General features: G+C 70.8%; 27 protein-coding genes and 4 tRNA genes. 6 read left to right on the top strand and 25 right to left on the bottom strand.

All coding sequences use genetic code 11. The features are described 5' to 3' along the window. Positions 1-66 precede the first annotated feature (66 nt). The 4 genes from rplK to ACIF9R_RS06450 form a co-directional block, all read right to left on the bottom strand. Entirely contained in the window at positions 67-501 is a 435-nt protein-coding gene (rplK, locus tag ACIF9R_RS06465; RefSeq protein ID WP_006130605.1) for a 50S ribosomal protein L11, read from the bottom strand. Between the two features lie 189 nt (positions 502-690). Next, positions 691-1566, bottom strand: a complete 876-nt coding sequence (gene nusG, locus ACIF9R_RS06460) for a transcription termination/antitermination protein NusG (RefSeq protein ID WP_399975171.1) — start codon at positions 1564-1566, stop codon at positions 691-693. Positions 1567-1646: 80 nt separating this feature from the next. Further along, positions 1647-1934: a preprotein translocase subunit SecE gene (gene secE, locus ACIF9R_RS06455; protein WP_399975169.1), complete on the bottom strand. Its 288-nt coding sequence runs from the start codon at positions 1932-1934 to the stop codon at positions 1647-1649. 109 nt (positions 1935-2043) lie between these two features. Beyond that, positions 2044-2116: transfer RNA gene (locus tag ACIF9R_RS06450), tRNA-Trp, on the bottom strand. Between the two features lie 284 nt (positions 2117-2400). Here ACIF9R_RS06450 and ACIF9R_RS06445 point away from each other — a divergent pair. Both ACIF9R_RS06445 and ACIF9R_RS06440 read left to right on the top strand, forming a co-directional pair. Beyond that, the gene (locus ACIF9R_RS06445; protein WP_399975166.1) at positions 2401-3627 is read left to right on the top strand and encodes a pyridoxal phosphate-dependent aminotransferase; all 1227 of its coding nucleotides are present in this window, start codon (positions 2401-2403) and stop codon (positions 3625-3627) included. 136 nt (positions 3628-3763) lie between these two features. After that, the gene (locus tag ACIF9R_RS06440; protein WP_399975164.1) at positions 3764-4795 is read left to right on the top strand and encodes an adenosine deaminase; all 1032 of its coding nucleotides are present in this window, start codon (positions 3764-3766) and stop codon (positions 4793-4795) included. Positions 4796-4886: 91 nt separating this feature from the next. Here the strand turns inward: ACIF9R_RS06440 and ACIF9R_RS06435 are convergent, their stop codons facing one another. The 6 genes from ACIF9R_RS06435 to ACIF9R_RS06410 all read right to left on the bottom strand — a co-directional run bounded on the left by ACIF9R_RS06435 (position 4887) and on the right by ACIF9R_RS06410 (position 7505). Next, entirely contained in the window at positions 4887-5942 is a 1056-nt protein-coding gene (locus ACIF9R_RS06435) for a UDP-N-acetylmuramate dehydrogenase (protein ID WP_399975161.1), read from the bottom strand. A 108-nt stretch (positions 5943-6050) separates the two neighbouring features. Beyond that, positions 6051-6479 carry a MaoC family dehydratase gene (locus ACIF9R_RS06430; protein WP_399975735.1) on the bottom strand — a complete coding sequence of 143 codons (429 nt, stop codon included), beginning with the start codon at positions 6477-6479 and terminating at the stop codon, positions 6051-6053. Positions 6480-6487: 8 nt separating this feature from the next. Next, positions 6488-6940: a MaoC family dehydratase N-terminal domain-containing protein gene (locus tag ACIF9R_RS06425; RefSeq protein WP_399975160.1), complete on the bottom strand. Its 453-nt coding sequence runs from the start codon at positions 6938-6940 to the stop codon at positions 6488-6490. A gap of 120 nt (positions 6941-7060) precedes the next feature. Next, the gene (gene rpmG, locus ACIF9R_RS06420) at positions 7061-7225 is read right to left on the bottom strand and encodes a 50S ribosomal protein L33 (RefSeq protein WP_003948671.1); all 165 of its coding nucleotides are present in this window, start codon (positions 7223-7225) and stop codon (positions 7061-7063) included. An 88-nt stretch (positions 7226-7313) separates the two neighbouring features. Beyond that, a tRNA-Met gene (locus ACIF9R_RS06415) sits at positions 7314-7386 on the bottom strand. Between the two features lie 46 nt (positions 7387-7432). Beyond that, positions 7433-7505 (bottom strand) — tRNA-Thr (locus tag ACIF9R_RS06410). 206 nt (positions 7506-7711) lie between these two features. On the opposite strand from ACIF9R_RS06410, the gene ACIF9R_RS06405 reads away from it, so the two are divergent. Beyond that, the gene (locus ACIF9R_RS06405) at positions 7712-8977 is read left to right on the top strand and encodes an amidohydrolase family protein (protein ID WP_399975157.1); all 1266 of its coding nucleotides are present in this window, start codon (positions 7712-7714) and stop codon (positions 8975-8977) included. A 67-nt stretch (positions 8978-9044) separates the two neighbouring features. Further along, entirely contained in the window at positions 9045-9701 is a 657-nt protein-coding gene (locus ACIF9R_RS06400) for an NAD(P)H-binding protein (protein ID WP_399975154.1), read from the top strand. A gap of 13 nt (positions 9702-9714) precedes the next feature. Here ACIF9R_RS06400 and ACIF9R_RS06395 read toward each other — a convergent pair whose 3' ends face one another. Together ACIF9R_RS06395 and ACIF9R_RS06390 are read right to left on the bottom strand one after the other, a co-directional pair. Next, entirely contained in the window at positions 9715-9927 is a 213-nt protein-coding gene (locus ACIF9R_RS06395; protein ID WP_399975152.1) for a hypothetical protein, read from the bottom strand. Positions 9928-10020: 93 nt separating this feature from the next. After that, positions 10021-10102, bottom strand: a tRNA-Tyr gene (locus tag ACIF9R_RS06390). 233 nt (positions 10103-10335) lie between these two features. Between ACIF9R_RS06390 and ACIF9R_RS06385 the strand changes: the two genes are divergently transcribed. Next, complete coding sequence (locus tag ACIF9R_RS06385; protein ID WP_399975150.1) at positions 10336-10824, top strand: YajQ family cyclic di-GMP-binding protein; 489 nt, start codon at positions 10336-10338, stop codon at positions 10822-10824. A 90-nt stretch (positions 10825-10914) separates the two neighbouring features. On the opposite strand, the gene ACIF9R_RS06380 is transcribed toward ACIF9R_RS06385, so the two are convergent. Then, positions 10915-11181, bottom strand: coding sequence for a GlsB/YeaQ/YmgE family stress response membrane protein (locus ACIF9R_RS06380; protein ID WP_399975148.1), 267 nt, complete (start codon positions 11179-11181; stop codon positions 10915-10917). Between the two features lie 93 nt (positions 11182-11274). Between ACIF9R_RS06380 and ACIF9R_RS06375 the strand changes: the two genes are divergently transcribed. Further along, positions 11275-12543: an APC family permease gene (locus ACIF9R_RS06375; RefSeq protein WP_399975145.1), complete on the top strand. Its 1269-nt coding sequence runs from the start codon at positions 11275-11277 to the stop codon at positions 12541-12543. A 429-nt stretch (positions 12544-12972) separates the two neighbouring features. On the opposite strand, the gene ACIF9R_RS06370 is transcribed toward ACIF9R_RS06375, so the two are convergent. From ACIF9R_RS06370 to ACIF9R_RS06315, 12 genes are all read right to left on the bottom strand, one after another. Next, positions 12973-13374 carry a YccF domain-containing protein gene (locus ACIF9R_RS06370; RefSeq protein WP_399975141.1) on the bottom strand — a complete coding sequence of 134 codons (402 nt, stop codon included), beginning with the start codon at positions 13372-13374 and terminating at the stop codon, positions 12973-12975. Beyond that, positions 13371-14234, bottom strand: a complete 864-nt coding sequence (htpX, locus tag ACIF9R_RS06365) for a zinc metalloprotease HtpX (protein WP_399975139.1) — start codon at positions 14232-14234, stop codon at positions 13371-13373. Before htpX ends, ACIF9R_RS06370 begins: the two co-directional genes overlap by 4 nt. A gap of 264 nt (positions 14235-14498) precedes the next feature. Continuing rightward, positions 14499-15998, bottom strand: a complete 1500-nt coding sequence (locus ACIF9R_RS06360) for an NADH-quinone oxidoreductase subunit N (RefSeq protein WP_399975136.1) — start codon at positions 15996-15998, stop codon at positions 14499-14501. Continuing rightward, positions 15995-17569, bottom strand: a complete 1575-nt coding sequence (locus tag ACIF9R_RS06355; protein WP_399975133.1) for a NuoM family protein — start codon at positions 17567-17569, stop codon at positions 15995-15997. Before ACIF9R_RS06355 ends, ACIF9R_RS06360 begins: the two co-directional genes overlap by 4 nt. Positions 17570-17575: 6 nt before the next feature. Continuing rightward, on the bottom strand, positions 17576-19570 hold the full coding sequence (locus ACIF9R_RS06350; protein ID WP_399975130.1) for an NADH-quinone oxidoreductase subunit L: 1995 nt from the start codon (positions 19568-19570) through the stop codon (positions 17576-17578). Then, complete coding sequence (gene nuoK / locus ACIF9R_RS06345; RefSeq protein ID WP_399975128.1) at positions 19567-19989, bottom strand: NADH-quinone oxidoreductase subunit NuoK; 423 nt, start codon at positions 19987-19989, stop codon at positions 19567-19569. Before nuoK ends, ACIF9R_RS06350 begins: the two co-directional genes overlap by 4 nt. After that, positions 19989-20696 (bottom strand): NADH-quinone oxidoreductase subunit J, encoded by a 708-nt coding sequence (locus tag ACIF9R_RS06340; protein WP_399975126.1) that lies wholly within the window; start codon positions 20694-20696, stop codon positions 19989-19991. Before ACIF9R_RS06340 ends, nuoK begins: the two co-directional genes overlap by 1 nt. Then, the gene (locus ACIF9R_RS06335; RefSeq protein ID WP_399975123.1) at positions 20693-21244 is read right to left on the bottom strand and encodes a NuoI/complex I 23 kDa subunit family protein; all 552 of its coding nucleotides are present in this window, start codon (positions 21242-21244) and stop codon (positions 20693-20695) included. The genes ACIF9R_RS06340 and ACIF9R_RS06335 overlap by 4 nt, the downstream gene beginning before the upstream one ends. Further along, a complete protein-coding gene (locus ACIF9R_RS06330; RefSeq protein ID WP_399975120.1) occupies positions 21244-22212 on the bottom strand; it encodes an NADH-quinone oxidoreductase subunit H in 969 nt (322 codons plus the stop codon). Before ACIF9R_RS06330 ends, ACIF9R_RS06335 begins: the two co-directional genes overlap by 1 nt. Further along, complete coding sequence (locus ACIF9R_RS06325) at positions 22209-23564, bottom strand: NADH-quinone oxidoreductase subunit C (protein ID WP_399975117.1); 1356 nt, start codon at positions 23562-23564, stop codon at positions 22209-22211. Before ACIF9R_RS06325 ends, ACIF9R_RS06330 begins: the two co-directional genes overlap by 4 nt. Beyond that, complete coding sequence (locus tag ACIF9R_RS06320; protein WP_399975114.1) at positions 23561-24172, bottom strand: NADH-quinone oxidoreductase subunit B; 612 nt, start codon at positions 24170-24172, stop codon at positions 23561-23563. The genes ACIF9R_RS06325 and ACIF9R_RS06320 overlap by 4 nt, the downstream gene beginning before the upstream one ends. Further along, positions 24163-24555 carry an NADH-quinone oxidoreductase subunit A gene (locus ACIF9R_RS06315; RefSeq protein ID WP_030860845.1) on the bottom strand — a complete coding sequence of 131 codons (393 nt, stop codon included), beginning with the start codon at positions 24553-24555 and terminating at the stop codon, positions 24163-24165. The genes ACIF9R_RS06320 and ACIF9R_RS06315 overlap by 10 nt, the downstream gene beginning before the upstream one ends. Between the last annotated feature and the right edge of the window lie 98 nt (positions 24556-24653).

The raw sequence follows: 24653 nt of genomic DNA, 5'->3' as shown, positions 1-24653 counted from the left end.
TTTCGAGGAGTCGTGGTCCGGGCCGAGCCGGCCCTGCCACTACTGCTTGGCTTACGGGGGTGGAGGTCAGCCCTCGACCGTGACGCCCATGGAACGGGCGGTGCCGGCGATGATCTTCTCGGCGGCGTCCAGGTCGTTGGCGTTGAGGTCGGGCATCTTGGTGGTGGCGATCTCACGGACCTGGTCGCGCGTGATCTTCGCGACCTTGGTCTTGTGCGGCTCGCCGGAGCCCTTCTCCACACCCGCGGCCTTGAGGATCATCTTGGCGGCCGGCGGGGTCTTGGTGATGAAGGTGAAGGAACGGTCCTCGTAGACCGTGATCTCCACCGGGATGACCCAGCCACGCTGCGACTCGGTCGCGGCGTTGTAGGCCTTGCAGAACTCCATGATGTTCACGCCGTGCTGGCCCAGCGCGGGGCCGACCGGCGGGGCCGGGTTCGCGGCACCGGCCTGGATCTGGAGCTTGATGAGCCCCGTGACCTTCTTCTTCTTGGGAGGCATGGCTCTCCGGGTCCTTTCGATTCGGGTCCTGCCCACGTCATGGGACAACCCGGACGTAGGCATACCGCACAACGATAACGGGTATGGATGCGCGGCCAAAAACCGAGCAGGTCAGCCGAGTGCGCGAGCGCTCTGCTGACCTGCGCGGAAGCTGTGTACCAGCCGTTCCAGAAAGGCTGAGTCCGTGGACTAGTTCTTCTGGATCTGGTCGAAGGAGAGCTCGACCGGCGTCTCCCGGCCGAAGATCTCCACCAGGCCCTTGACCTTCTTGGAGTCGGGGTTGATCTCGTTGATGGTCGCCTGGAGCGTGGCGAACGGGCCGTCGGTGACGGTGACCGAGTCGCCGACCTCGAAGTCCAGCACCTGGACCTCGACCTTGCGCTGCGGAGCCGGCTTGCCCTCGGCCTCGGCGGCCTCGCGGGCGGCCTTCTCCTCGGCCTCCGGGGCGAGCATCTTGACGATCTCGTCCAGCGTCAGCGGGTACGGGTCGTAGGCGTTGCCCACGAAGCCGGTGACACCGGGGGTGTTGCGGACGACACCCCAGGACTCGTTCGTCAGGTCCATTCGCACCAGGACATAGCCCGGGAGCTTGTTCTGCTTGATCGTCTTGCGGTCGCCGTTCTTGATCTGGACGACCTCTTCCTGCGGCACCTCGGCCTGGAAGATGTAGTCCTCGACGTTGAGCGAGACGGCGCGCTGCTCCAGGTTGGTCTTCACCCGGTTCTCGTAGCCCGCGTAGGTGTGGATGACGTACCACTCGCCGGGCAGGGTCCGCAGTTCCTCGCGGAGCTTCTCCACCGGGTCGCGGTTGTCCTCGGGCTCTTCGGCCTCCTCGGCCGCTTCCACGGCCTCGGCGGCACTCTCGTCCGCCTCGGCGCTCTCGTCCGTGGTGGCGGTCTCGTCCGCGGTGACGGTCTCGTCCGCGGTGGTGCCGGCAGCCTCGGCCTCGGCAGAGGCCTCGGTGTCCTCGACGCCCGCGCCCTCGACGGCGGCGAGCGCGTCCTCGGCGGACGCGGCCCCTTCGCCGGCAGGCTCAACGGCGTCGTTCACGTTCGGGTCAGACACGGTGGCTGCTTCTTCCTGGATACATAGGGGTGGAACATGCGAAAGGAGCGCCGGGTACCTCGGCGCTCTTCGCTCGGGGATCAGCCGAAGACGTACTTGGCGGCGTTGCTGAGGCCATAGTCGAACAGGGTGATCAGGCCGATCATCAACACCACGAAGATGATCACTGCGGTCGTGTACGACGTCAGCTGGTTACGGGTCGGCCAGACCACCTTGCGGAGCTCCGCAACGATCTGGCGGTAGAAGAGCGCGAGGCGCTTCAGCGGACCCTTCTTGGCCCGCTTACCGCCCTTGCGGGTCTTCTTCTTGGAGTCCGGCGCCTCGTCATCGGCATCAGGCATGTCGATGGAGCCCACGGCGTCCGTCACTCGTCCTCACCTGATTCCGGGTCGTGGCCGTGCCGCGCCCGGTGAGAGCCCGCACGGCGGTGCATTGCTGTACGTACATGCGCACACATCCTGGCGATGGTGTGTGTAGCAGGGCCGGAGGGACTTGAACCCCCAACCGCTGGTTTTGGAGACCAGTGCTCTACCAATTGAGCTACGACCCTTTGTGCGTTCCCCAACGTACCGCATCCGACCGGATGCTTGGTGTGCACCGGCTGAGCACGGGCCGCTGAAGGCCAACGAGGTGAGAGTGTACGTGTTCCCGGGCTTGGCGTCGAACAGAATGGGCCGGTGACGGAAGGGCCCGGTCACCGGACCGCGCAAGATCGTCCTGGCCGCACGGCCCCGGGGCGATGGATCCGGACTGGTGTCCGGTGGTGTGCCCGGTCATGTTCAGTCCGTGAAACCCCCGTGCCCGCCGCGTTTCCGGTCTGGAACGATGGACCCCATGAGCGCTGCAACCCCTCCCACCGAGCGCCGGGTCTCCGCCCGCGTCGGCTCGATCTCCGAGTCCGCCACCCTCGCCGTGGACGCCAAGGCCAAGGCCCTCAAGGCCGCCGGGCGACCGGTGATCGGCTTCGGCGCCGGTGAGCCCGACTTCCCGACGCCGGACTACATCGTCGAAGCCGCGATCGAGGCCTGCAAGAACCCGAAGTACCACCGCTACACGCCGGCCGGCGGTCTGCCCGAGCTGAAGTCCGCGATCGCCGCGAAGACGCTGCGCGACTCCGGCTACGAGGTGGACCCGTCCGAGATCCTGGTCACCAACGGCGGAAAGCAGGCCATCTACGAGGCCTTCGCCGCGATCCTCGACCCGGGCGACGAGGTCATCGTCCCGGCCCCGTACTGGACGACGTACCCGGAGTCGATCCGGCTGGCCGGCGGTGTCCCGGTCGAGGTCGTCGCCGACGAGACCACCGGCTACCGCGTGAGCGTGGAGCAGCTGGAGGCGGCCCGCACCGAGAGGACGAAGGTCGTCCTGTTCGTCTCCCCGTCGAACCCGACGGGCGCGGTCTACAGCGAGGCCGAGACCGAGGCGATCGGCCGCTGGGCCGTGGAGCACGGTCTGTGGGTGCTGACGGACGAGATCTACGAGCACCTGGTCTACGGCGACGCCGTGTCCGTCTCGCTGCCCGCGCTGCTGCCCGAGCTGCGTGACAAGTGCATCGTGGTCAACGGTGTCGCGAAGACCTACGCGATGACGGGCTGGCGGGTCGGCTGGGTCATCGGCCCGAAGGACGTGGTGAAGGCCGCGACCAACCTCCAGTCGCACGCCACGTCGAACGTCTCCAACGTCGCCCAGGCCGCCGCTCTCGCCGCCGTCTCCGGCGACCTGGACGCGGTCGCCACGATGCGCGAGGCCTTCGACCGGCGGCGCAGGACCATCGTGCGGATGCTCAACGAGATCGACGGCGTGGTCTGCCCGGAGCCCGAGGGCGCCTTCTACGCGTACCCCTCGGTCAAGGCGCTGATCGGCAAGGAGATCCGGGGCAAGCGGCCGCAGAACTCGGTCGAGCTGGCGGCGCTCATCCTGGAGGAGGCCGAGGTCGCGGTGGTGCCCGGTGAGGCGTTCGGCACCCCCGGCTATCTGCGGCTGTCGTACGCGCTGGGCGACGAGGACCTCGTCGAGGGCGTGAGCCGGCTCCAGAAGCTGCTCGCGGAGGCGCGGGACTGACCTCCCCCGTTCACCGCAGGGGCGCCCGGATTCGTTCCGGGCGCCCCTGTTCGTTGCACGGGCTCCTTTGTGCGATCAAGACCACGAAAGGGGAAAGTGCTACCGGGACGGACGGGGCGTGCGGCAGGATCGACCGATGGAGCGTGTACGTGATGTCTCTGAGCTGCCGAAAGCCCATCTCCATCTGCACTTCACCGGGTCCATGCGACCGTCCACCGTGCTGGAGCTGGCCGACAAGTACGGGGTGCGCCTGCCCGAGGCGCTGACCGACGCGCTGACCAGCGGGGAGCCGCCGAGCCTGCGGGCCACGGACGAGCGCGGCTGGTTCCGCTTCCAGCGGCTGTACGACGCCGCCCGGTCGTGTCTGCGTCAGCCGGAGGACATCCAGCGGCTGGTGCGGGAAGCCGCGGAGGAGGACGTGCGGGACGGATCCGGCTGGCTGGAGATCCAGGTCGACCCGACGTCGTACGCGCCCCGGCTGGGCGGGCTGATCCCGACGCTGGAGATCATCCTGGACGCGGTGGACTCGGCGATGCGGGACACCGGGATCGGGATGCGGGTGCTGATCGCCGCCAACCGGATGAAGCACCCGCTGGACGCGCGCACGCTGGCCCGGCTGGCGGTGCGGTACGCGGACCGGGGCGTGGTCGGGTTCGGGCTCTCCAACGACGAGCGGCGGGGGATGGCCCGTGACTTCGACCGGGCGTTCGCGATCGCGCGCGACGGCGGGCTGCTGTCGGCGCCGCACGGCGGCGAGCTGGCGGGACCGACGTCGGTCCGGGACTGCCTGGACGACCTGGAGGCGCACCGGATCGGTCACGGCGTACGGGCGGCGGACGATCCGAGGCTGATGCAGCGGCTCGCGGACCGCCAGGTGACGTGCGAGGTGTGCCCGGCGTCCAACGTGGCGCTGGGCGTCTACGAGAAGCCCGAGGACGTACCGCTGCGGACCCTGTTCGATGCGGGGGTGCCGCTGGCACTGGGCGCGGACGATCCACTGCTGTTCGGCTCCCGGCTGGCGGCTCAGTACGAGTTCGCGCGGCTGCACCACGGCTTCACCGACGCGGAGCTCGCGGAGGTGGCCCGGCAGTCGGTACGCGGCTCGGCGGCCCCGGAGGACGTGAAGGCGAAACTGCTCTCGGGCGTGGACACCTGGCTCGCCACGTAGGCGTAGCCGCGGACCCGGGCGTGGACACCTGGCTCACCACCCCGGCGCCGCCGGACGAACCGTGCCCGGCCGGCCCGCCACGGCGCACTCGCTACAGGCTGACGCCCACCGTCACCGGTTCGTTGACCAGGGTGATGCCGAACGCGTCGCGCACACCGGCGACGACCTCGCGGGCGAGGGCGAGCAGGTCCTCGGTGGTGGCGTCCCCCCGGTTGGTGAGGGCGAGGGTGTGCTTGGTGGAGATACGGGCCGGGCCCCGGCCGTATCCCTTGCCGAAACCTGCCTTGTCGATCAGCCAGGCGGCGGACGTCTTGGTGTGGCCCTCGCCCGCCGGATACGCGGGAGCCACGACTTCGTCACCGAGCCGTTCCCGTACACGTGTACGGAATGCGGCGAACGTCTCGTCGTCGAGGATCGGGTTGGTGAAGAAGGAACCGGCCGACCAGGTGTCGTGGTCCTCGGGGTCCAGGATCATGCCCTTGCCGCTCCGGAGCCCCAGCACCGTCTCACGGGCCGTGGCCAGCGGTACCCGCTCCCCCGGTGCGACACCCAGAGCGCGCGCGGTCTCGGCGTACTTGAGGGGTCCGGAGAGGCCGCCGGCGTCCTCCAGCTCGCATCTCACGCGCAGCACGACGTAGCGCTCGGGGTCGGACTTGAAGCGGCTGTGGCGGTAGGAGAAGGCGCACTCCGTATTGCTCAGCGTGACCGTCTCGCGGGCCCTGCGGTCGTAGGCGACGACCTCCGTGATGACCGAGGAGACCTCCTGGCCGTACGCCCCGACGTTCTGGATCGGGGTGGCGCCCGCCGAGCCGGGGATGCCGGCCAGGCACTCGACACCGGCGAGGCCCGCCTCCACGGTGCGGGCGACGGCGTCGGTCCACACCTCGCCGGCCGCCAGCTCCAGGCGCGTGCCGTCCAGGGTGAAGCCCCGGGTGGCGACGAGGAGGGCGGTGCCGTCGAAGCCCTTGTCGCCGATGACCAGGTTGGAGCCGCCGCCGATGATCAGCAGCGGGGTGCCGCTGTCGTCGGCGGCACGGACGACAGCGATCACCTCGTCGTCGGTGGTCGCGGTGATCAGCCGGGTCGCGGGGCCGCCCAGCCGGAAGGTGGTCAGCGGGGCGAGGGGGGCGTCGTGGAGTTCCTGCACGGGCTCAAGAGTACGAGACGGCACCGGCCGTCACGCTCCCCGACCGGCGCGGGCGACCGCCAGGCTTCCGACCGGCTCGGGCGACCGCCGCGCTCCCGACCGCTCCGGTCAGCCCAGTCGGACGACCGCCCGCGACATGCCGAGGACCTTCTGTCCGGCGCTGGTCGCGGTGAGGTCCACGCGGACCGTGTGGTCGTCGAGCTTGGCGGCGACCTTGCCGCTGACCTCGATGACGGCGCCCTGATCGTCGTTGGGGACGACGACCGGCCGGACGAAACGGACGCCGTACTCGACGACCGCGCCCGGGTCGCCCACCCAGTCGGTCACCACGCGGATCGCCTCGGCCATGGTGAACATGCCGTGCGCGATGACGTCGGGGAGGCCGACCTCCTTGGCGAACTTCTCGTTCCAGTGGATCGGGTTGAAGTCGCCGGACGCGCCCGCGTACCGGACGAGGTCGGCGCGGGTCACGGGGAACGTCTGTGCGGGCAGCTCGGTGCCGACCTCGACGTCGGCGTGGGAGATCTTCGCCGTCATGGTGTTGTTCACGCCTCCTCGGCCGCGCGGGCCACCAGCTTGGTCCAGGCGGTCACGACGTGTTCGCCGTCCTGGTCGTGCACCTCGCCGCGAATGTCCAGCACCTCGTTGCCGGCCATCGACCTGATCGTCTCGATGGTCGAGGTGACGGTGAGCCGGTCACCGGCGCGCACGGGGCGCTGGTAGGCGAACCTCTGGTCGCCGTGCACCACCCGGCTGTAGTCGAGGCCGAGCTGCTCGTCGGCGACGACCTCCCCGGCGGCCTTGAAGGTGATGGCGAACACAAAGGTCGGCGGGGCGATCACATCGGGGTGGCCGAGCGCCTTGGCGGCCTCCACGTCCGTGTACGCCGGGTTGGCGTCCCCCACCGCCTCGGCGAACTCACGGATCTTCTCCCGGCCCACCTCGTAGGGCTCGGTGGGCGGGTAGCTCCGCCCCACGAAGGACTGGTCGAGCGCCATGCGCGCGGCACCTCCTGTGTCTGCCTGTCTGTGAACTATCCGCCCGCAGCCTGCCGGCGGTGGACAAACGACACGAGGCCGCCCCCCGAGTGGGGGGACGGCCTCGTGTACGAGCCTGTTTTATCGCGTCTCGCGGTGCGCGGTGTGCGCGTTGCAACGCGGGCAGTGCTTCTTCATCTCGAGACGATCCGGGTTGTTACGCCGGTTCTTCTTGGTGATGTAGTTCCGCTCCTTGCACTCCACGCAGGCCAGCGTGATCTTCGGGCGGACGTCGGTGGCAGCCACGTGAGTGCTCCTTGACGAACGGATTGACTGTATTTACGCAAGAAGAGTAGCCGATCGAAGGACCGACCCCGCAATCGGCTACTGTCTGTAGCGGTGACCGGACTTGAACCGGTGACACAGCGATTATGAGCCGCTTGCTCTACCGACTGAGCTACACCGCTTTGATGCGATCAGATCCCGCCTCGCGACGGGAACCTCACACACCAGAGCCCCAAAACGGAATCGAACCGTTGACCTTCTCCTTACCATGGAGACGCTCTGCCGACTGAGCTATTGGGGCGAGCGATGAAGACATTACACGCTCCGCCGCCGTTCGCCCAAATCCGTTTCGAGCCCCCTGTCCCCTCCAGGGACGGACCACGCCGGTACGACTATTGCGCTCCTCCCGGCCCGCGGCGGGCGGTCGTCCTAGGCTCGTCTCACTCTGCGTGATCCTGTCCCCGCGTATCGGACGTCCGCGTGCGCAGCCGGAGCCCCAGGAGTGTGATGCCCGACAGCCAGCCGCAGCCGCCGTCCGACTCGTGGCCGTCGCTCCCGGGCCCGGGTCCGGCCGGCCCGGCCCCCCTGCTGCTGTGCGGCGCGCGGCTCACCGACGGCCGCACCGTGGACGTACGGCTGGGCGGCGGGCGCATCGAGGCGGTGGGCACGGCCGGCAGCCTGGCCGCGGACAGCACACGTGCCTCCGCCACCCGGGTCGACCTCACCGGCTACCTGCTGTTGCCGGCCCCCGCCGAGCCCCACGCCCACGCCTGCACCGCCCTGTCCGCCGACACCGGCGGCCCCGTGTCGTACGACCCCGCCGACGTCCAGCGCCGCGCGACGGAGGCGGCGCTGCTCCAGCTCGGGCACGGCGCCACGGCGTTGCGGGCCCATGTGAGGGTGGGCGACCTGGCCGGACTGGGCGCGCTGACCGCCGTACTGCGGACGGGGCGCTCACTGCGCGGCCTGGCGGAGCTGACGACGGTCGCGGTGCCGCGGGTACTGACCGGACTGGCGGGGGCGGACGGCCTCGCCGTGCTGCGTGACGCGCTGAAGATGGGCGCGTCCGTGGTGGGCGGCTGCCCGGACCTCGACCCCGATCCCACGGGATATGTGGAGGCGGTCCTGGAGGTCGCCTCCGAACACGGCTGCCCCGTCGACCTGCACACCGACGCCGCCGACCCCGCCCGGCTGGCCCGCTTCGCGGCCATGGCGGGCGGGCTGCGCCCGGGGGTCGCCCTCGGCCCGTGCGGCGGTCTCGCCGCGCTGCCGGCCGAACCGGCCGCCCGGACCGCGGACCGGCTCGCGGCCGCCGGAGTGACCGTGGTGTGCCTGCCTCAGGGCGGCTGCGGCTCCGTCGACGGCCGTGGCGTGGCCCCCGTACGGCTGCTGCGCTCGGCGGGGGTGCGGGTGGCCGCCGGGAGCGGCGCCCTGCGGGACGTGTCGAACCCGGTGGGCCGCGGCGATCCACTGGAGGCGGCGTATCTGCTGGCCTCGTGCCAGGGCCTGTCCGCCGAGGACGCCTATACGGCGGTGAGCACGTCGGCTCGGGCGGCTCTGGGCCTGCCCGAGGTGCGCGTGGAGGCGGGTTTCCCGGCCGAACTCCTGGCGGTGCGGGGAGCAGGACTCCCGGACGCGCTCTCGCCGGCCTACAGCCGGATCGTGGTCCACGGGGGACGGGTGGTGGCACGGACGAGCGCGGTACGGGAGTACCGCGATTCGGCGGGCACCACGAGTCCGGGACTGCCCCGTCAGGCGCGGGGGCCCGCATAGGGCCCGGCGGGCACCACGCGCGAAAGTCGCCACGCGGACGCGGTCGCTCCGGCGTACGGTCGGAGGCATGCGCATTGTCATCGCTGGTGGTCATGGTCAGATCGCGCTGCGGCTGGAGCGGTTGCTCGTCGCGCGCGGGGACGAGGCGGCAGGCATCATCCGCAAACCCGAACAGGCCGACGACCTCCGTCAACTGGGGGCGGAGCCGGTCGTCCTGAACCTGGAGTCGGCGTCGGTGGACGAGGTCGCGGAATGCCTCGAGGGCGCGGACGCGGCGGTGTTCGCGGCAGGCGCCGGCCCGGGCAGTGGGGCGGAGCGCAAGGAGACGGTGGACAAGGCGGCGGCGATCCTCTTCGCCGACGCGGCCGTCCGCGCGGGCGTGAGGCGTTTCGTGATCGTGTCGTCCATGGGCGCGGACGCGACGCACGAGGGCGACGAGATCTTCGACGTGTACCTGCGCGCCAAGGGCGAGGCGGACGCGTACGTACGCGGGCTGGACGCCCTGGACTGGACGATCCTGCGCCCCGGCGCGCTCACCGACGACGCCGGCACCGGCCTGGTCCGCCTGGAGGCCCGCACGGGCCGCGGCCCGATTCCCCGCGACGACGTGGCCGCCGTGCTGGCGGACCTGGTGGACACACCCGCGACGGCCGGCCTGACCCTGGAACTGATCAGCGGCACCGCGCCGACGTCGGTGGCCGTCAAGTCGGTGGCGGGCAACTGAGCACCGCCAGGCGCTAGAAGAGGGACATCTGTCCCGGAAACTCCGGCACCGCGTAACCGTCCAGCGAGGGCTGTTCGGCCCCGATCGGGGCCTGCTTGCGCGATCCGGCGCACGACGTCAGCTCCCCGCTCCCCCGCGCACCGGGCGGGTCGTGCCGCGCGTACCGCCCGGCGACGACGGCGATCTCACGACGGCACACGGGACACGAACGGCGACGGGACGACATGCGGCCAGTGTGCCCCGGGGCCCACACCCACGAACAGGAAAAGGCCCTCTCCGGACCACGTTTCCACGGTCCGGAGAGGGTCTTCCCTCAATGTGGCGGCGCCAGGATTCGAACCTGGGAAGGCTGAGCCGGCAGATTTACAGTCTGCTCCCTTTGGCCGCTCGGGCACACCGCCGGGGTTGCTGCCCTCGAACCGCCTTGCGGCGGTGCTCCGTGGCAACGACGTAAACAATACCCGATGGACAGGGGTGCTTCGCCACCCGATTGATCGCCACCCGGGGGACGGGTGATGACTAGGCTGGTCCGATGCGGTCCGGGCCGATGCCGCGCTCGGGGCCGCGCCGCACATGCCGGTACGCATCCGGTGCGCAGCCCGATACGCACCCCGATTCAAGGAGCCACAGGAACATGGCCGACTCCAGTTTCGACATCGTCTCGAAGGTCGAGCGGCAGGAGGTCGACAACGCCCTCAACCAGGCCGCCAAGGAGATCTCCCAGCGCTACGACTTCAAGGGCGTCGGTGCCTCGATCTCGTGGTCCGGGGAGAAGATCCTCATGGAGGCGAACTCCGAGGACCGGGTGAAGGCTGTCCTCGACGTCTTTCAGTCCAAGCTGGTCAAGCGGGGCATCTCCCTGAAGGCCCTGGACGCGGGCGAGCCGCAGCTCTCCGGCAAGGAGTACAAGATCTTCGCGTCGATCGAGGAGGGCATCTCCCAGGACAACGCGAAGAAGGTCGCGAAGATCATCAGGGATGAGGGCCCGAAGGGCGTCAAGGCCCAGGTGCAGGGTGACGAGCTGCGGGTCAGCTCCAAGAGCCGTGACGACCTCCAGGCCGTCATCGCCCTCCTCAAGGGCAAGGACTTCGACTTCGCTCTGCAGTTCGTGAACTACCGGTAGGACCGGGAGGCGTTGAGGAGCGGGACGGGCATCGTCAGGGGCCCGCCCCGCTCGTCTGCCGGCCGTCGTCGCAGGGGCGCGCGGCGCGGGTCAGTCGCGTGAGTGGCCGAACAGGATGCGGTAGGCGATCAGAAGGACCAGCGAGCCGCCGATCGCGGCAAGCCAGGTGGTGCCGTCGTAGAAGTCCTTGGTGATCGGGTGGTCGAGCCAACGGGCCGACGCCCAGCCGCCGATGAACGCACCGGCGACGCCGATCAGGGTCGTGCCGATGAGGCCGCCCGGGTCGCGGCCGGGCAGCAGGAACTTCGCTATCGCTCCGGCCAGCAGTCCGAGGATGATCCAGCTGATGATCGTCATGCCGTGCACCTGCCCGTTTCCCTCTGTCCTTGCACTCTGTACGGACGTCACCCGTACATCTGGTGGTTGCACACGATCAGTAAGGTGCGGCCCATGCCGGAATCCTCAGCGCCCCAACTGCGTCGCACACTCGGTGTAGGTGACGCCGTGGTCATCGGTCTCGGTTCGATGGTGGGGGCCGGGATCTTCGCCGCGCTGGCACCCGCCGCGCACGCGGCCGGCTCCGGGCTGCTGCTCGGGCTGGCACTCGCCGCCGTGGTCGCCTACTGCAACGCCACGTCGTCGGCGCGCCTCGCCGCCCGGTACCCGGCCTCCGGCGGCACGTACGTGTACGGGAAGGAACGGCTCGGGGATTTCTGGGGCTACCTCGCCGGCTGGGCGTTCGTGGTCGGGAAGACGGCCTCCTGCGCGGCGATGGCTCTCACCGTCGGCACCTACGTCTGGCCGGGGCAGGCGCATGCCGTGGCGGTCGCCGCCGTGGTGCTGCTGACCGCGGTGAACTACGGCGGGATCCAGAAGTCCGCGTGGCTGACGCGGGTGATCGTGGGTGTGGTGCTGGCCGTCCTCGCTTCCGTGGTGGTCGTGTGTCTCACGTCGGGAGAGGCCGATGCCGGGCGGCTGGACATCGGGGTGTCGGGAGGCGTCGGCGGGGTGCTTCAGGCGGGCGGTCTGCTGTTCTTCGCCTTCGCCGGCTACGCCCGTATCGCCACTCTCGGTGAGGAGGTCCGGGATCCTGCGCGCACCATCCCCCGGGCGATTCCGGTGGCCCTCGGCATCGCTCTGCTCGTGTACACGGCTGTCGCCGTGGCCGCCCTCTCGGTTCTGGGGCCGAAGGGGCTGGGCGACGCCACCGCACCGCTCGCCGACGCGGTGCGGGCCGCCGGGGTACCCGGGCTCGCGCCGGTGGTCCGGGTGGGTGCGGCGGTGGCCGCGCTGGGTTCGCTGCTCGCCCTGATCCTCGGTGTCTCGCGGACGACGCTGGCCATGGCCCGGGACCGGCATCTCCCGGGCGCCCTGGCCGCCGTGCATCCGCGGTTCCGGGTTCCGCACCGGGCGGAACTCGTGGTGGGCGCGGTGGTCGCCGTGCTGGCCGCCACGGTGGATGTGCGGGGTGCGATCGGTTTCTCCTCCTTCGGCGTGCTGACGTACTACGCGGTGGCCAACGCCTCGGCCTGGACGCTCGATGCGCGGCCGGTGGCACGGGCGCTGCCGGCGGTGGGGCTCGCCGGGTGCCTGGTGCTGGCGTTCTCGCTGCCGTGGATTTCGGTGGGCGTGGGCGTGGGGGTACTGGTGGTGGGTGTGGCGGCCTACGGAGCGCGGAGGCTGGGGGGTAGCCGGTCTCCGTCGGACGGTGGCCGGTAGTCGGTAATCGGTAGTCAAGAGCCGTAGCCGCTGTCGGTAGGACGGTGGTCGGGGGTGGTGTCCAGTGTCGGCCACAGTTCCCGGAGACCGGTTCAGACGGCTGGGGCCATGCCTTCGCCCTGCTCTTCGTACCGGCCCGTGGTCCGGAGCCCGGAGTGGAGAGCTCGGCGGGCGGCGAGGGTGGGGCGGCGAGTCCCAGGGTGGCTTCGGCGGGTGTCTGCGTGGCCACGTCGAGGAGTTCGAGAGGGAAGGTCGGCCCTGGGAACGGGGGGTGGGGGCGCGGTCCGCCTGCACCGCGGCTTGTGTCGGCAACTGCTCGTGCTCGGTCATGGGTTCATCGTGCGTGCCGCCGCCGACGAGCGTGCGTGCCTGTGGACAACTTCCGGGTTGTGGACAACTCCCCGGCCCGAGAAGAGCAGACGGGCCCCTCTACCAGCGCGACGTGGACGCGAACGCCTCGTCCGTGCGCACGATCTCGCGGCCCAGCGGGAACAGCGAGACCGGGATCAGCTTGAAGTTGGCGATGCCGAGCGGGATTCCGATGATCGTCACGCACAGGGCGATGCCGGTGAGGATGTGACCGAGCGCCAGCCACCAGCCGGCCAGGAGCAGCCACAGTATGTTGACGATGAAGGACGGGGCTCCCGCGTCCCGGCGTTCGATCGTCGTGTATCCGAAGGGCCACAAGGCGTAGACACCGATCCGGAACGCCGCGACGCCGAACGGGATGCCGATGATCGTGATGCAGAGCAGCACGCCCGCGAGCATGTAGCCGAGGAACAGCCAGAAGCCGCTGACGACGAGCCATATGAGATTCAGGATGGTCTTCACTGGTGGTGACCTGCCATCTTCTCTAGCCGGGCGATGCGTTCCGCCATCGGCGGGTGGGTGGAGAACATCTTCGAGAGTCCCTGTCCCGGACGGAACGGGTTCGCGATCATCATATGGCTGGCCGTCTCGATACGGGGTTCGGGAGGCAGGGGAAGCTGCTTCGTACCGTGCTCCAGTTTGCGCAGGGCGCCGGCGAGGGCGAGCGGATCGCCGGTGAGCTGGGCGCCCGAGGCGTCGGCCTCGTACTCACGGGAGCGGCTGATGGCCAGTTGGATGAGGGACGCCGCGAGCGGGCCGAGAATCATGATCAGCAGCATGCCGAGGAGGCCGGGACCGTCGTCGTCGCTCGACCGGCCGATCGGGATCAGCCAGGCGAAGTTGACCAGGAACATGATCACTGAGGCGAGCGCGCCGGCGACCGAGGAGATCAGGATGTCCCGGTTGTAGACATGGCTGAGTTCGTGGCCGATGACGCCTCGCAGTTCGCGCTCGTCGAGCAGGCGCAGGATGCCTTCGGTGCAGCACACCGCGGCGTTGCGCGGGTTGCGGCCGGTGGCGAAGGCGTTGGGCGCCTCCGTCGGGGAGATGTACAGGCGGGGCATGGGCTGACGGGCCTGGGTGGAGAGCTCGCGGACCATGCGGTAGAGCCCCGGGGCCTCGAACTCGCTCACCGGGCGGGCGCGCATCGCGCGCAGGGCCAGTTTGTCGCTGTTCCAGTACGCGTACGCGTTGGTGCCCAGGGCGATCAGGACGGCGACGACCAGCCCCGTACGGCCGAAGAAGCTGCCGATGAGGATGATGAGTGCGGACAGTCCCCCGAGGAGGACTGCGGTCCTGAGCCCGTTGTGCCGGCGGTGCACGGTACGCCCTCCAAGTCGTGCGGCAGGGGGACCCTTGCTTGCTGATCTTCCTTCTGACCTGCGCTGCCCATGGGCGGGCGTGGTGTCACGTCCAGTGGACCCTCCCGTACCGGTCAACGCCAGACGAAGGGCACTAGTTCCCTTGTGCGCGCGGTGCCGCCTGTGAACCGACCGGGTGACGGCGCCCCCTGCCGGTCGTGGACGGCACGCGCGTGAGGGCGTCGGAAGGCCGTACGCGCGCGTGCCGGAGGCGGACCTGTGTGGTCAGAAGAGTCCGGTGTCGGTGAAGCGGAGGACCAGCTGGGGTGCGCCGGACAGGGCGATGCCGATGACTCCGGTCAGGGCGATCGCGGCGGTGAGGGGCGTGGGGAGGCGGTGCCGGACGGGCTCGCCCTCCGGGGCGCGGAACAGCAGGGCGGTCCATTGGAGGTAGTACACCAGCGCGATGACGACGTTGACGGCCATGACGACGGCGAGCCAGCCGAGTCCGCCATCGACGGCCGCGGCGAACACGGTGACCTTGGCGAAGAGGCCGATGATGCCCGGCGGGAGGCCCGCGAGGCAGAGCAGGAAGAAGCCCAGGAGGAGCGCGGTGAGCGGGCTGGAGGCGTACAGACCGCGGTAGTCGGCGACGCGGTTGAGGCGGTGCGCGCGGCCGACGAGCGCGGCCACCGCGAACGCACCCAGGTTCACGGCGCCGTACATGAGGGCGTAGGCGAGGGTGGAGCCGATCGACTTCTCCGCGTCGTCGGAGTACGCGGCGGCGGCGATCGGTACGAGGAGGTAGCCCGCCTGGCCGACGGAGGACCAGGCGAGGAGGCGTACCGCGCTGTACGCGCGCGTGGTCTGCTGCCTCAGGGCGCCGACGTTGCCGACGGTCATGGTGAGGGCGGCCAGGACGGCGAGGGCGGGCCCCCAGACGTCCGCGTACGACGGCAGGGCGACGACGGTGACGAGGATCAGGCCGGAGAAGCCGACCGCCTTGCCGATGACCGACAGATAGGCGGCGATGGGCAGGGGTGCGCCCACGTAGGTGTCGGGGACCCAGAAGTGGAAGGGCACGGCGGCGGTCTTGAAGGCGAAGCCGACGAGGGTGAGGACGACACCGGTCTGGGCGAGGGTGTGGAGCTGTCCGTCGACTGTCTGGATCCGCTCGGCGACCAGGGTGAGGTGGAGGGTGCCGGTGGCGGCGTAGACGAAGCTGATGCCCAGCAGGCTGACCGCGGTGGCGGTGACGGAGGACAGGAAGAATTTCAGGGCGGCTTCGGAGGACTTCCGGTCGCCGTGCCTCAGGCCGACCAGGGCGAAGGCGGGCAGGGAGGCGACCTCCAGGGCGACGACGAGGGTCGCGAGGTCGCGGGAGGCGGGCAGGAGCGCGGCGCCGGCCGCGGAGGAGAGGAACAGGAACCAGTACTCGCCCTCGGGGAGCCGTTTGCCTTCGTCCTTCAGGGCGGTGACGGACAGAAGGGCGGCCAGGAGGGCGCCGCCGAGCACCAGGAACTGGATGACGAGGGTGAAGCGGTCCGCGGTGTAGCTGCACACCCCGGGGTCGGCGACCAGGCAGAAGGTGCTGCGGTCGGCGTCGAGGAGGGGCAGCAGCATGAGCGTGGCGGCGGCGAGTCCGGCCACCGAGAGCCGGCCGAGGAGCGGCTTGCGGGCCTCGCTCACGAACAGGTCGGCGACGAGGACGACGAGTCCGACGACCGCCACGATGGTGGGCGGTGCGATGGCCAGCCAGTCGACGGACTGGACGAGGGAGCTCATCGGGTGCCTCCTGCGAGGAGCTGCTGCACGGCCGGGTCGGTCAGCCCCAGTAGGGCCCTGGGCCACAGGCCGGCGACGACGGTGAGGACGACGAGCGGGGTCCAGGCCGCGAACTCGTAGGAACGCACGTCGGTGAGTGTCGGGGCGTCCTGGGGCACGGCGCCCATGCAGACCCGGCGGACCACGATCAGCAGGTACGCGGCCGTCAGCAGCGTGCCGAACGCGCCGATCGCCATGAAGGTGAGGAAGGCGGGCCGGCTGAGACCCTCGGCGGGCTCGAAGGCGCCGAAGAGAGCGAGCATCTCGCCCCAGAATCCGGCGAGGCCGGGCAGTCCGAGGGAGGCGACGGCGGCGAAGGCGAGCAGACCGCCGAGGCGGGGGGCCTTGCCGTAGAGGGCGGCGCCGGTCTCCTTGGCCAGGGTGTCGAGGTCGGTACTGCCGGTGCGGTCCTTGAGGCCGCCGACCAGGAAGAACAGCAGGCCGGTGATGAGGCCGTGGGCGATGTTGGCGAACAGGGCGCCGTTGACGCCGGTCGGGGTCATGGTCGCGATGCCGAGCAGGACGAAGCCCATGTGGCCGACGGAGGAGTAGGCGATGAGGCGTTTGAGGTCGCCGTTCGCGCCCCGTCTTGCCAGGGCGAGGCAGGCGAGGGATCCGTAGATGATGCCGACGACGGCGAACGCCGCGAGGTAGGGGGCGAAGGTGCGGAAACCGTCAGGGGCGGCGGGCAGCAGGATCCGGACGAACCCGTAGGTGCCCATCTTCAGCAGGACGCCGGCCAGCAGGACGGAACCGATGGTCGGGGCGGCGGTGTGGGCGTCGGGCAGCCAGCTGTGCAGCGGCCACATCGGGGTCTTGACCGCGAGCCCGATCCCGATCGCCAGCACGGCGATGACCTGCACGGATGTGGTCAGCGACCGGCCGTTGTCAGTGGCGAGTGCCACCATGTCGAATGTGCCCGCCTTGATGCCGATCAGGAGCAGACCGAGCAGCATGACGACGGAGCCGAGCAGCGTGTAGAGGATGAACTTCCAGGCGGCCCCGGCCCGGCCCTCGCCGCCCCAGCGGGCGATGAGGAAGTACATCGGGATGAGGACCGTCTCGAAGGCGAGGAAGAACAGGATCAGGTCGAGGACGGCGAAGGTCGCCAGGGTGCCGGACTCGAGGACGAGCAGCAGGGCGACGAAGGCCTTCGGGGACGGCCCCGCGGGCGGTTTGAAGTACGAGTGGAGAGCGCTGAGGAAGGTCAGCAGCGCGGTCAGGACCAGGAGGGGGAGGGAGATGCCGTCGGTGCCGAGGTGGATGCGCACGTCGAGTGCGGGGATCCAGCTGATGTCGGTCGTGGCCTGCATCTTCGACGGCTGGTCGTGGTCGAAGCCGAGCGCGAGGACGATCGCCGCGGCGAGGACCGCGCCGGTGACGGTCACGCCGTGGCGGAGCACGGCCTGCTCGGGTGACTTCCCCTTCAGTCCGGGCGGGGCCGGCAGGAGAGCGGCGGCGGCGCCGAGGAGCGGGCCGACGACGACGAACGCCAGAAGGAACTGCATCACGGACTCGTTGATATCGATCACGCCTGCTCACGCTCCCGTGGCGGCGAGGACGACGGCGACCGTGAGGACGACGGTGCCGGCGAGCAGCGCGCTCACATAGGTCTGCAGATTGCCGGTCTGGGCCCGTCGCACGGCGGCACCGAGCCAGCGGGGCAGTCTGCCCGCGCCGCGTACGTAGGTTTCGACGACCTCACGGTCGAGGAACCTGACGAGGCTCGCGCCGGCCCGGACCGGGCGGACGAAGAGGGCCGTGTACACGGCGTCCAGATGGAAACCGGCGGCCGCGGGGCGGTGCAGCGGGCCGAGCAGCAGCCGTCCGGGGTCCGCCGGGTCGGATGCGTACGCGATGTCTCCGTAGGCGGGTTCATGGGTGGCGATGGCCTCCGCCTCGACCAGCCCGGCGTCGCCCTCGGGATGGGCGGCGACGGCGCCGAGCGGGACGCGGGCGACGTGTGCGGTGGTGTGCCGCCAGGTGGCGTAGGTGACGATGCCGCCGACCAGGGCCACGCCGGTGCCGAGCACGGAGGTGGTGAGGGTCGGTGTCAGGTCGTGGCCGTCGAACCAGTCGGGCAGGACGCGGAAGGCGAGTCCGCCCAGCGCGAGGGACGGGACGGCGAGCACCCACAGCACCACGGTCATCGACAGCGGCTGCCTGCCGTGGTCGGGGGCCTCGGGACCGTGGCCGCGGAACGCCAGGAGCCACAGGCGCATCGCGTACGCGGCGGTGAGCAGGGCCGTGACCAGGCCGGCGAGGAGGACGATCCAGCCCGCGGCCGCGGGGGCGTGTTCGGTGTGACCGGTGACGACGTGTTCGGCGACCCCGAGGACGGCCTCCTTGGAGAAGAAGCCGCTGAACGGCGGGATCGCGGCGAGCGCGAGGAGCGCCACGGTCGTCGTCCAGTAGGCGTCGGGGACCCGGTCCCGCAGGTGGCCCATGCGGGACATCGCGGCCAGTGAGTTGGTACCGGAAGCATGGATGATCACGCCGGCCGCGAGGAACAGCAGCGCCTTGAAGGCGCCGTGGGACAGGAGGTGGAAGACGGCGGCACCGCGGTCGGCGACGGCGAGGGCGCCGGTCATGTAGCCGAGCTGGCCGATCGTCGAGTAGGCGAGGACGCGTTTAATGTCGTCCTGGGCGAGGGCGGCGACGGCGGAGCCGGTCATGGTCACGGCGGCCATGACGGCGAGGACGGTCATGGCGGCCTGGGATGCCTCGAAGAGCGGGAGGAGGCGGGCGATGAAGTAGACACCGGCGGCGACCATGGTCGCGGCGTGGATCAGCGCGGAGACGGGGGTGGGGCCCGCCATCGCGTCGGGGAGCCAGGTGTGCAGGGGGAACTGCGCCGACTTGCCGGCCACGCCCGCCAGGAGCAGCAGGACGATCAGCGTGGGGTGCTCGATGCCGCCGTCCGCGACGGCGCCGAGGATCCGGGTGATGCGGAACGACCCGGCTTCCGTCGCCAGGGCGAACAGGCCGATGAGGAAGGGGACGTCGCCGAGCTTGGTGACCAGGAAGGCCTTGAGGGAGGCGGCGCGGGCCTCGGGGGTCTCCCAGTAGTGGCCGACGAGGAAGTAGGAGCAGATGCCCATGACCTCCCAGCCGACCAGCAGGACCATCAGGTCGCCGGAGTAGACGACCAGGAGCATCGCGGAGGTGAACAGGGAGACGAGAGCCGCGTAGGAGGGGTAGCGCGGGTCGTCGCGCAGGTAGCCGGTCGAGTAGATCTGCACACAGGTGGCGACGACGGTGACCAGGACGGCGGTCAGTGCGGCGAAGCCGTCGATGTGCAGGGCGAGTTCGATCGGTACCGAGCCGGTCGGGGTGAGTTCGGTGGCGGCGTCGACGGCCCCTTCGCCGCCCTGCCGCGCGGCGACCAGGGCGGCCAGCACGAGGGAGGCGAGTGGCGGCAGGACGGCGAGCGGGCGGACGAAGCCGGGGGCGGTGCGGCCCAGCAGCAGCCCGGCGATCGCGCCGAGGAACGGAAGGAGGGGGACGAGGACGGCGAGGGTGGTCGTGGTCACGCGGTGGCCTCAGCCTTCTCGGCGGCCGCCCGGGGCGCGGAGGCGTCGCTGTCGGATTCGTCGCTGCCGGGGCCGTCAGGGCCGTCGCCCTCGGGATCGTGGCCCTCGGCGGTGTCGCGGAGCCTGTCGATGTCCGAGGTGCCGCGGTTGCGGTACACGGCCAGGACGATCGCCAGGCCGATGCCGATCTCCGCGGCGGCGATGGCGATGGTGAACAGGGCCAGGGCCTGACCGGAGTGCAGGGTTTCCTCGGCGGCTCGGCTGAGCCAGACGTCGAAGGCGACCAGGTTGAGGTTGACGGCGTTGAGCATCAGCTCGACCGACATCAGGACCAGGATCGCGTTGCGGCGGGCGAGGACGCCGTACAGGCCGGTGCAGAAGAGAAGGGCGGACAGCACGGCGGGATAGGCGAGGTGCATCAGCGGGTCCCTTCCGTGTCGCCCCGGGTCTCCACGGGCCCGGCGGGGGCGCCGGAGGTGGCCGGGGCGCCGGGAGTGGCCGGGGCGCCGGGAGTGGCCGGGGCGGACGCGGTGGCCGTCGCCGCCTGCTCGGCCTTCGCCTTGCGGGACAGGACGATCGCGCCGACGAGGGCGGCGAGAAGGAGGACGGAGAGGGCCTCGAAGGGGAGGACCCAGTGCTGGAAGAGACTCGCGCCGGTCACCTCGGTGGAGCCGGCGGGGGCGCCGTCCAGGTCGATCCAGGTGGTTCGGAAGGCGTCGACGACCACCCACACCAGGGCGGCTGCGGCGACGACGGCCACGCCGAGGGCGACCCACCGGTTGCCGGAGTCGGCGTCCGGCGAGCGGCCGATCGGCGCCCTGGTGAGCATGAGCCCGAACAGGAGGAGGACGACGACAGAACCGACGTAGATGAGGACCTGCACCCAGGCGATGAACTCGGCGGTGAGCAGGAGGTATTCGACGGCGAGGCCACCGAGGGCCACCACCAGCCACAGGGCGGCGTGCACCAGCTGCCGGGTGGTGACGGTGATGACGGCGGCCCCGAAGGTGACCAGGCCGACGAGGAGGAAGGCGATCTCCACCCCGGTCGGGGAGAGGAAGCCGTGTGTCTCGGCGGCGGTGGTCGTGGCGTGCGCGGCCGTTCCTGCGGCTGCGGCGAGGGTCACGACTCCTCCTCCTGCGATGCGGCCCGGGCGGCGGCGAGTCTGTCGGCTGTCTTGCGGGCGGCGGCGACTTCCTTGGGTTCCTCGGCGCCGGCGTCGAGCGCGGGCGGGGCGGGGACGGTCCACATCCACTCGCGGAGCTTGTCGCGTTCGTGGGTGAGGTCGCGGATGTCGGTCTCGGCGTACTCGAACTCCGGGGACCAGAACAGGGCGTCGAATGGACAGACCTCGATGCAGATACCGCAGTACATGCACAAGGAGAAGTCGATGGCGAAGCGGTCGAGGACGTTGCGGCTGCGCTCGCGGCCACCGGGCGTCGCCGCTGGGACCGTCTCCTTGTGGGAGTCGATGTAGATGCACCAGTCCGGGCACTCGCGGGCGCACAGCATGCAGACCGTGCAGTTCTCCTCGAACAGGCCGATCACACCGCGTGTGCGGGGCGGCAGGTCGGGCTGGGTGTCCGGGTACGGGGCGGTGACGGACTTCCTCGTCATCGTCCGCAGGGTGACGGCCAGGCCCTTGGCCAGACCGGAGCCGGGGAGCGGGGCCACTAGAGGAACACCACCTTGACGATGCCGGTGAGGGCGATCTGAGCGAGGGAGAGGGGGACGAGGAGGGTCCAGGAGAGCTTCTGGAGCTGGTCCTCGCGCAGGCGGGGGTAGGTGACGCGGAGCCAGATGACGACGAAGGCGAGGACCGCGGTCTTCAGCGAGGTCCAGACCCAGCCGAGTCCGTCGGCGCCCCAGGGGCCGTGCCAGCCGCCCAGGAACAGGACGGTGGTCAGGCCGCACAGGACGACGATCCCGGCGTACTCGGCGAGGAGGAAGAGCGCGAAGCGCAGACCGGTGTACTCGGTGTACGCGCCGAAGATGATCTCCGAGTCGGCGACCGGCATGTCGAAGGGAGGGCGCTGGAGTTCGGCGAGGCCGGCGATGAAGAAGACGAGCGCGCCGGTGATCTGCCAGGGCACCCACCACCACGCGAAGGCGTCGAGGATGCCGACGAGGGAGACGGTGCCGGCCGCCATCGCCACGGAGGCGGCGGTGAGCAGCATCGGGAGTTCGTACGCGAGGAGCTGGGCGGCGGTGCGCAGGCCGCCGAGGAGGGAGAACTTGTTGGCGGAGGCCCAGCCGGCCATCAACGAGCCGAGGACGCCGACGCCCATGACCGCCAGGACGAAGAACACGCCCGCGTCCAGTACCTGGCCGACCGCGCCCTCGCCCGGGCCGATCGGGATGGCGAGCAGCACGAGGAGGTACGGCAGGAGGGCGACGGCGGGGGCGAGCTGGAAGACACGGCGGTCCGCGCCGGCCGGGACCACGTCCTCCTTCTGCGCGAACTTCACGCCGTCGGCGATGAGCTGGGCCCAGCCGTGGAACCCGCCGGCGTACATCGGGCCGAGGCGGCCCTGCATGTGGGCCATCACCTTGTGCTCGGCCTGACCCACGATCAGGGGGAAGGTGAGGAAGACGACGAACACGACGAGGAGTCGCAGGGCGACGTCGAGCACGTCGTTCACCGCGGGCCTCCTGAGGGGTCTTCGGGGGTGGTGGCCCCGGTCTCGGGGCCGTCGCTGCCGGACTCCGGGCGGGTACCGGGGGCGGCTTCGGCTCCCGCTTCTGCATCTGCTTCGGCTCCGGCATCCGCTTCGGCTCCGGAGCCGTTGTGGGCAGCGGGTTCCGGATCGGGCCCGGGCTCACGGCGCGCACCGGCTCCGTCTCCGGAGCGGCCTTCCGTGTCCGGTCCGGGCTCGGGAGCCGACCCGGCGTCGGGCTCGGTGCCGGGTTCCGGTTCCTGTTCCGGTTCCGTGAAGGCGGGGCGGGCGTGATGCCAGGGGGCGTCCGGGCTGCGTGGGACGACCGGGGGCGTCCGGTCCGGTCCGTCGGCTTCGGTTCCCGCAGGGGCGGGTGCGGACTCGTCGCCTGCCGCCGCGGCTTCGTCCGATGTCGCGCGCTGACTCGCGGACCCCTCGGACGCGCTGCGCGCCCTGCGGGGGCCTCCGGCAGCGGGCCCACCGGAACGCTGCGAGGCCGACCCCTCACTCGCGCCGCGCGCACGCCGCGCGGGAGCGGCGGCCGGTGCGGAACCGGCCTCCGCCGCCTGACTCGCCGAGCCCTCCGCCGCCGAGCGCGTGCGACGCGGGGGCGTCGAGGAGGTGGCGGCGCCCTCAGCGGGTACCGCCTGACTCGCCGAGCCCTCCGCCGCCGAGCGCGTGCGACGGGGTGGGCGGTCGGCGGGGGTGCGGGTCGCGCCGGCCGCCGGCCTGGCCGCGGCTCGGGCCGGGCGGGACGGGGCCGGGGGGAGCTGGCCCTTCAGGGGGCCCCATTCGTTGGGGTCGGGGACGCCCGGGGGCAGCATCTGGCGGCGCTTGGGGCCGCCGTGCTCGGACTCGCCGGGTTCCTTCGCTCCGGGCCAGGCCTTGGCGACCCGGGCGGCGAGAACGAAGTCCTTGCGCAGGGGGTGGCCCTCGAAGTTGTCCGGCAGGAGGAGGTGGTCGAGGCCCGGGTGGTCGGTGAAGTCGACACCGAACATCTCGTGCGTCTCGCGTTCGTGCCAGGCGGCGCCCGCGTAGACGTCCACGGCGGACGGCAGCGCCGGGGCGTCGTGCGGCACCGTGGTGCGCAGCAGCAGGCGCCGTACGGGAGCCAGCGCGGCGACATGGGCCGTGACGCGGAAGCCCGTGCCGGGTTCGTCGACCGCGCTGAGCCAGTCGAAGAAGGTGCAGCCGAGGCGGTCGCGCGCGGTCCGCAGGGCGGTGATCCAGGAGGCGGGCGGTACGTCGACGGTCAGGACGCCGTACGACTCCTCCGCCGTGGCCTCGGCGCCGAACAGTTCCGCGGTGTCGGCGGGAAGCCAGCCTGCCGCGGTCATCGGCCCTCTCCCTCACGGTGCGTCTCCGGCGGCCGGACCAGCCCGCTTTGCAGCGCCGCCGCCGAAGGCCGCCCGCCGCCGGATCCGTACCGCTCCCCCAGTGACTCCCGGGCGATCTTCTCCTGGAGTTTCAGGATCCCCTGGAGCAGCGCCTCGGGCCGGGGCGGGCAGCCGGGGACGTAGACGTCGACCGGGATGATCTGGTCCACGCCCTTGGTGACGGAGTAGGAGTCCCAGTACGGCCCGCCGCAGTTGCTGCACGCGCCGAAGGAGATGACGTACTTCGGCTCGGGCATCTGCTCGTACAGCCGCTTCACCGCGGGCGCCATCTTGTCCGTGACCGTGCCGGAGACGACCATCAGGTCGGCCTGGCGCGGTCCCGGGGCGAAGGGGATGACACCGAGGCGGATGAAGTCGTGCCGGGCCATCGACGCGGCGATGAACTCGATGGCGCAGCAGGCGAGGCCGAAGTTGAAGACCCACAGGGAGTAGCGGCGGCCCCAGTTGAGGACGACCTTCATCGGTTCGGGCGCCAGCCGGGAGAGCGCGCCGAGCCGTTTCGGCTCCGGGAGCGGAACCGGTTCGGGGGCAGCAGGGTTCACGTCCATGTCAGGACGCCCTTCTTGTATGCGTACAGCAGACCCACGGCGAGGAAGCCGAGGAAGATGAACATCTCCACGAGGGTGGTCGCGCCGTAGCCGTCGGCGGCGAAGACGGTGGCCCAGGGGAAGAGGAAGATCGAGTCGACGGCGAAGATCACGTAGAGGAAGGCGTAGACGTAGTAGCGGACCTGGGTGTGGGCCCAGCCCTCGCCGACGGGGTCGACCCCGCACTCGTACGTCAGGAGTTTCTCGGGGGTGGGAACCACCGGCCGCAGCAGGCGACCCGCCCCGAAGGCGACGGCGACGAACAGCAGGCCGACGACGGCGAGCAGCCCGACGACCGAGTAGGACTGGAAGTAGTCCGCCGCGACGACGGTCGTTTCCCGCACGTCCGCCCCTCACTCCCTCGGATCGGCACCCGGGCCCCTGTCCGTCCCGTGCCCTTGATCCGTGCCGGTGAACGCCGAACGCCACGGTTCGACGATCT

Source organism: Streptomyces sp. NPDC086080, from assembly GCF_044540255.1.
In the GTDB taxonomy this organism is placed as follows: Bacteria; Actinomycetota; Actinomycetes; order Streptomycetales; family Streptomycetaceae; genus Streptomyces.
This window is presented reverse-complemented; position numbering and strand designations above follow the sequence as displayed.

Coding starts and splice junctions, on each gene's coding strand:
- rplK (WP_006130605.1), bottom strand. CDS start 501: ATGCCTCCCAAGAAGAAGAAGGTCACGGGGCTCATCAAGCTCCAGATC.
- ACIF9R_RS06445 (WP_399975166.1), top strand. CDS start 2,401: ATGAGCGCTGCAACCCCTCCCACCGAGCGCCGGGTCTCCGCCCGCGTC.
- ACIF9R_RS06440 (WP_399975164.1), top strand. CDS start 3,764: ATGGAGCGTGTACGTGATGTCTCTGAGCTGCCGAAAGCCCATCTCCAT.
- ACIF9R_RS06430 (WP_399975735.1), bottom strand. CDS start 6,479: ATGACGGCGAAGATCTCCCACGCCGACGTCGAGGTCGGCACCGAGCTG.
- ACIF9R_RS06425 (WP_399975160.1), bottom strand. CDS start 6,940: ATGGCGCTCGACCAGTCCTTCGTGGGGCGGAGCTACCCGCCCACCGAG.
- ACIF9R_RS06405 (WP_399975157.1), top strand. CDS start 7,712: ATGCCCGACAGCCAGCCGCAGCCGCCGTCCGACTCGTGGCCGTCGCTC.
- ACIF9R_RS06400 (WP_399975154.1), top strand. CDS start 9,045: ATGCGCATTGTCATCGCTGGTGGTCATGGTCAGATCGCGCTGCGGCTG.
- ACIF9R_RS06395 (WP_399975152.1), bottom strand. CDS start 9,927: ATGTCGTCCCGTCGCCGTTCGTGTCCCGTGTGCCGTCGTGAGATCGCC.
- ACIF9R_RS06385 (WP_399975150.1), top strand. CDS start 10,336: ATGGCCGACTCCAGTTTCGACATCGTCTCGAAGGTCGAGCGGCAGGAG.
- ACIF9R_RS06380 (WP_399975148.1), bottom strand. CDS start 11,181: ATGACGATCATCAGCTGGATCATCCTCGGACTGCTGGCCGGAGCGATA.
- ACIF9R_RS06375 (WP_399975145.1), top strand. CDS start 11,275: ATGCCGGAATCCTCAGCGCCCCAACTGCGTCGCACACTCGGTGTAGGT.
- ACIF9R_RS06360 (WP_399975136.1), bottom strand. CDS start 15,998: ATGAGCTCCCTCGTCCAGTCCGTCGACTGGCTGGCCATCGCACCGCCC.
- nuoK (WP_399975128.1), bottom strand. CDS start 19,989: ATGCACCTCGCCTATCCCGCCGTGCTGTCCGCCCTTCTCTTCTGCACC.
- ACIF9R_RS06325 (WP_399975117.1), bottom strand. CDS start 23,564: ATGACCGCGGCAGGCTGGCTTCCCGCCGACACCGCGGAACTGTTCGGC.
- ACIF9R_RS06320 (WP_399975114.1), bottom strand. CDS start 24,172: ATGGACGTGAACCCTGCTGCCCCCGAACCGGTTCCGCTCCCGGAGCCG.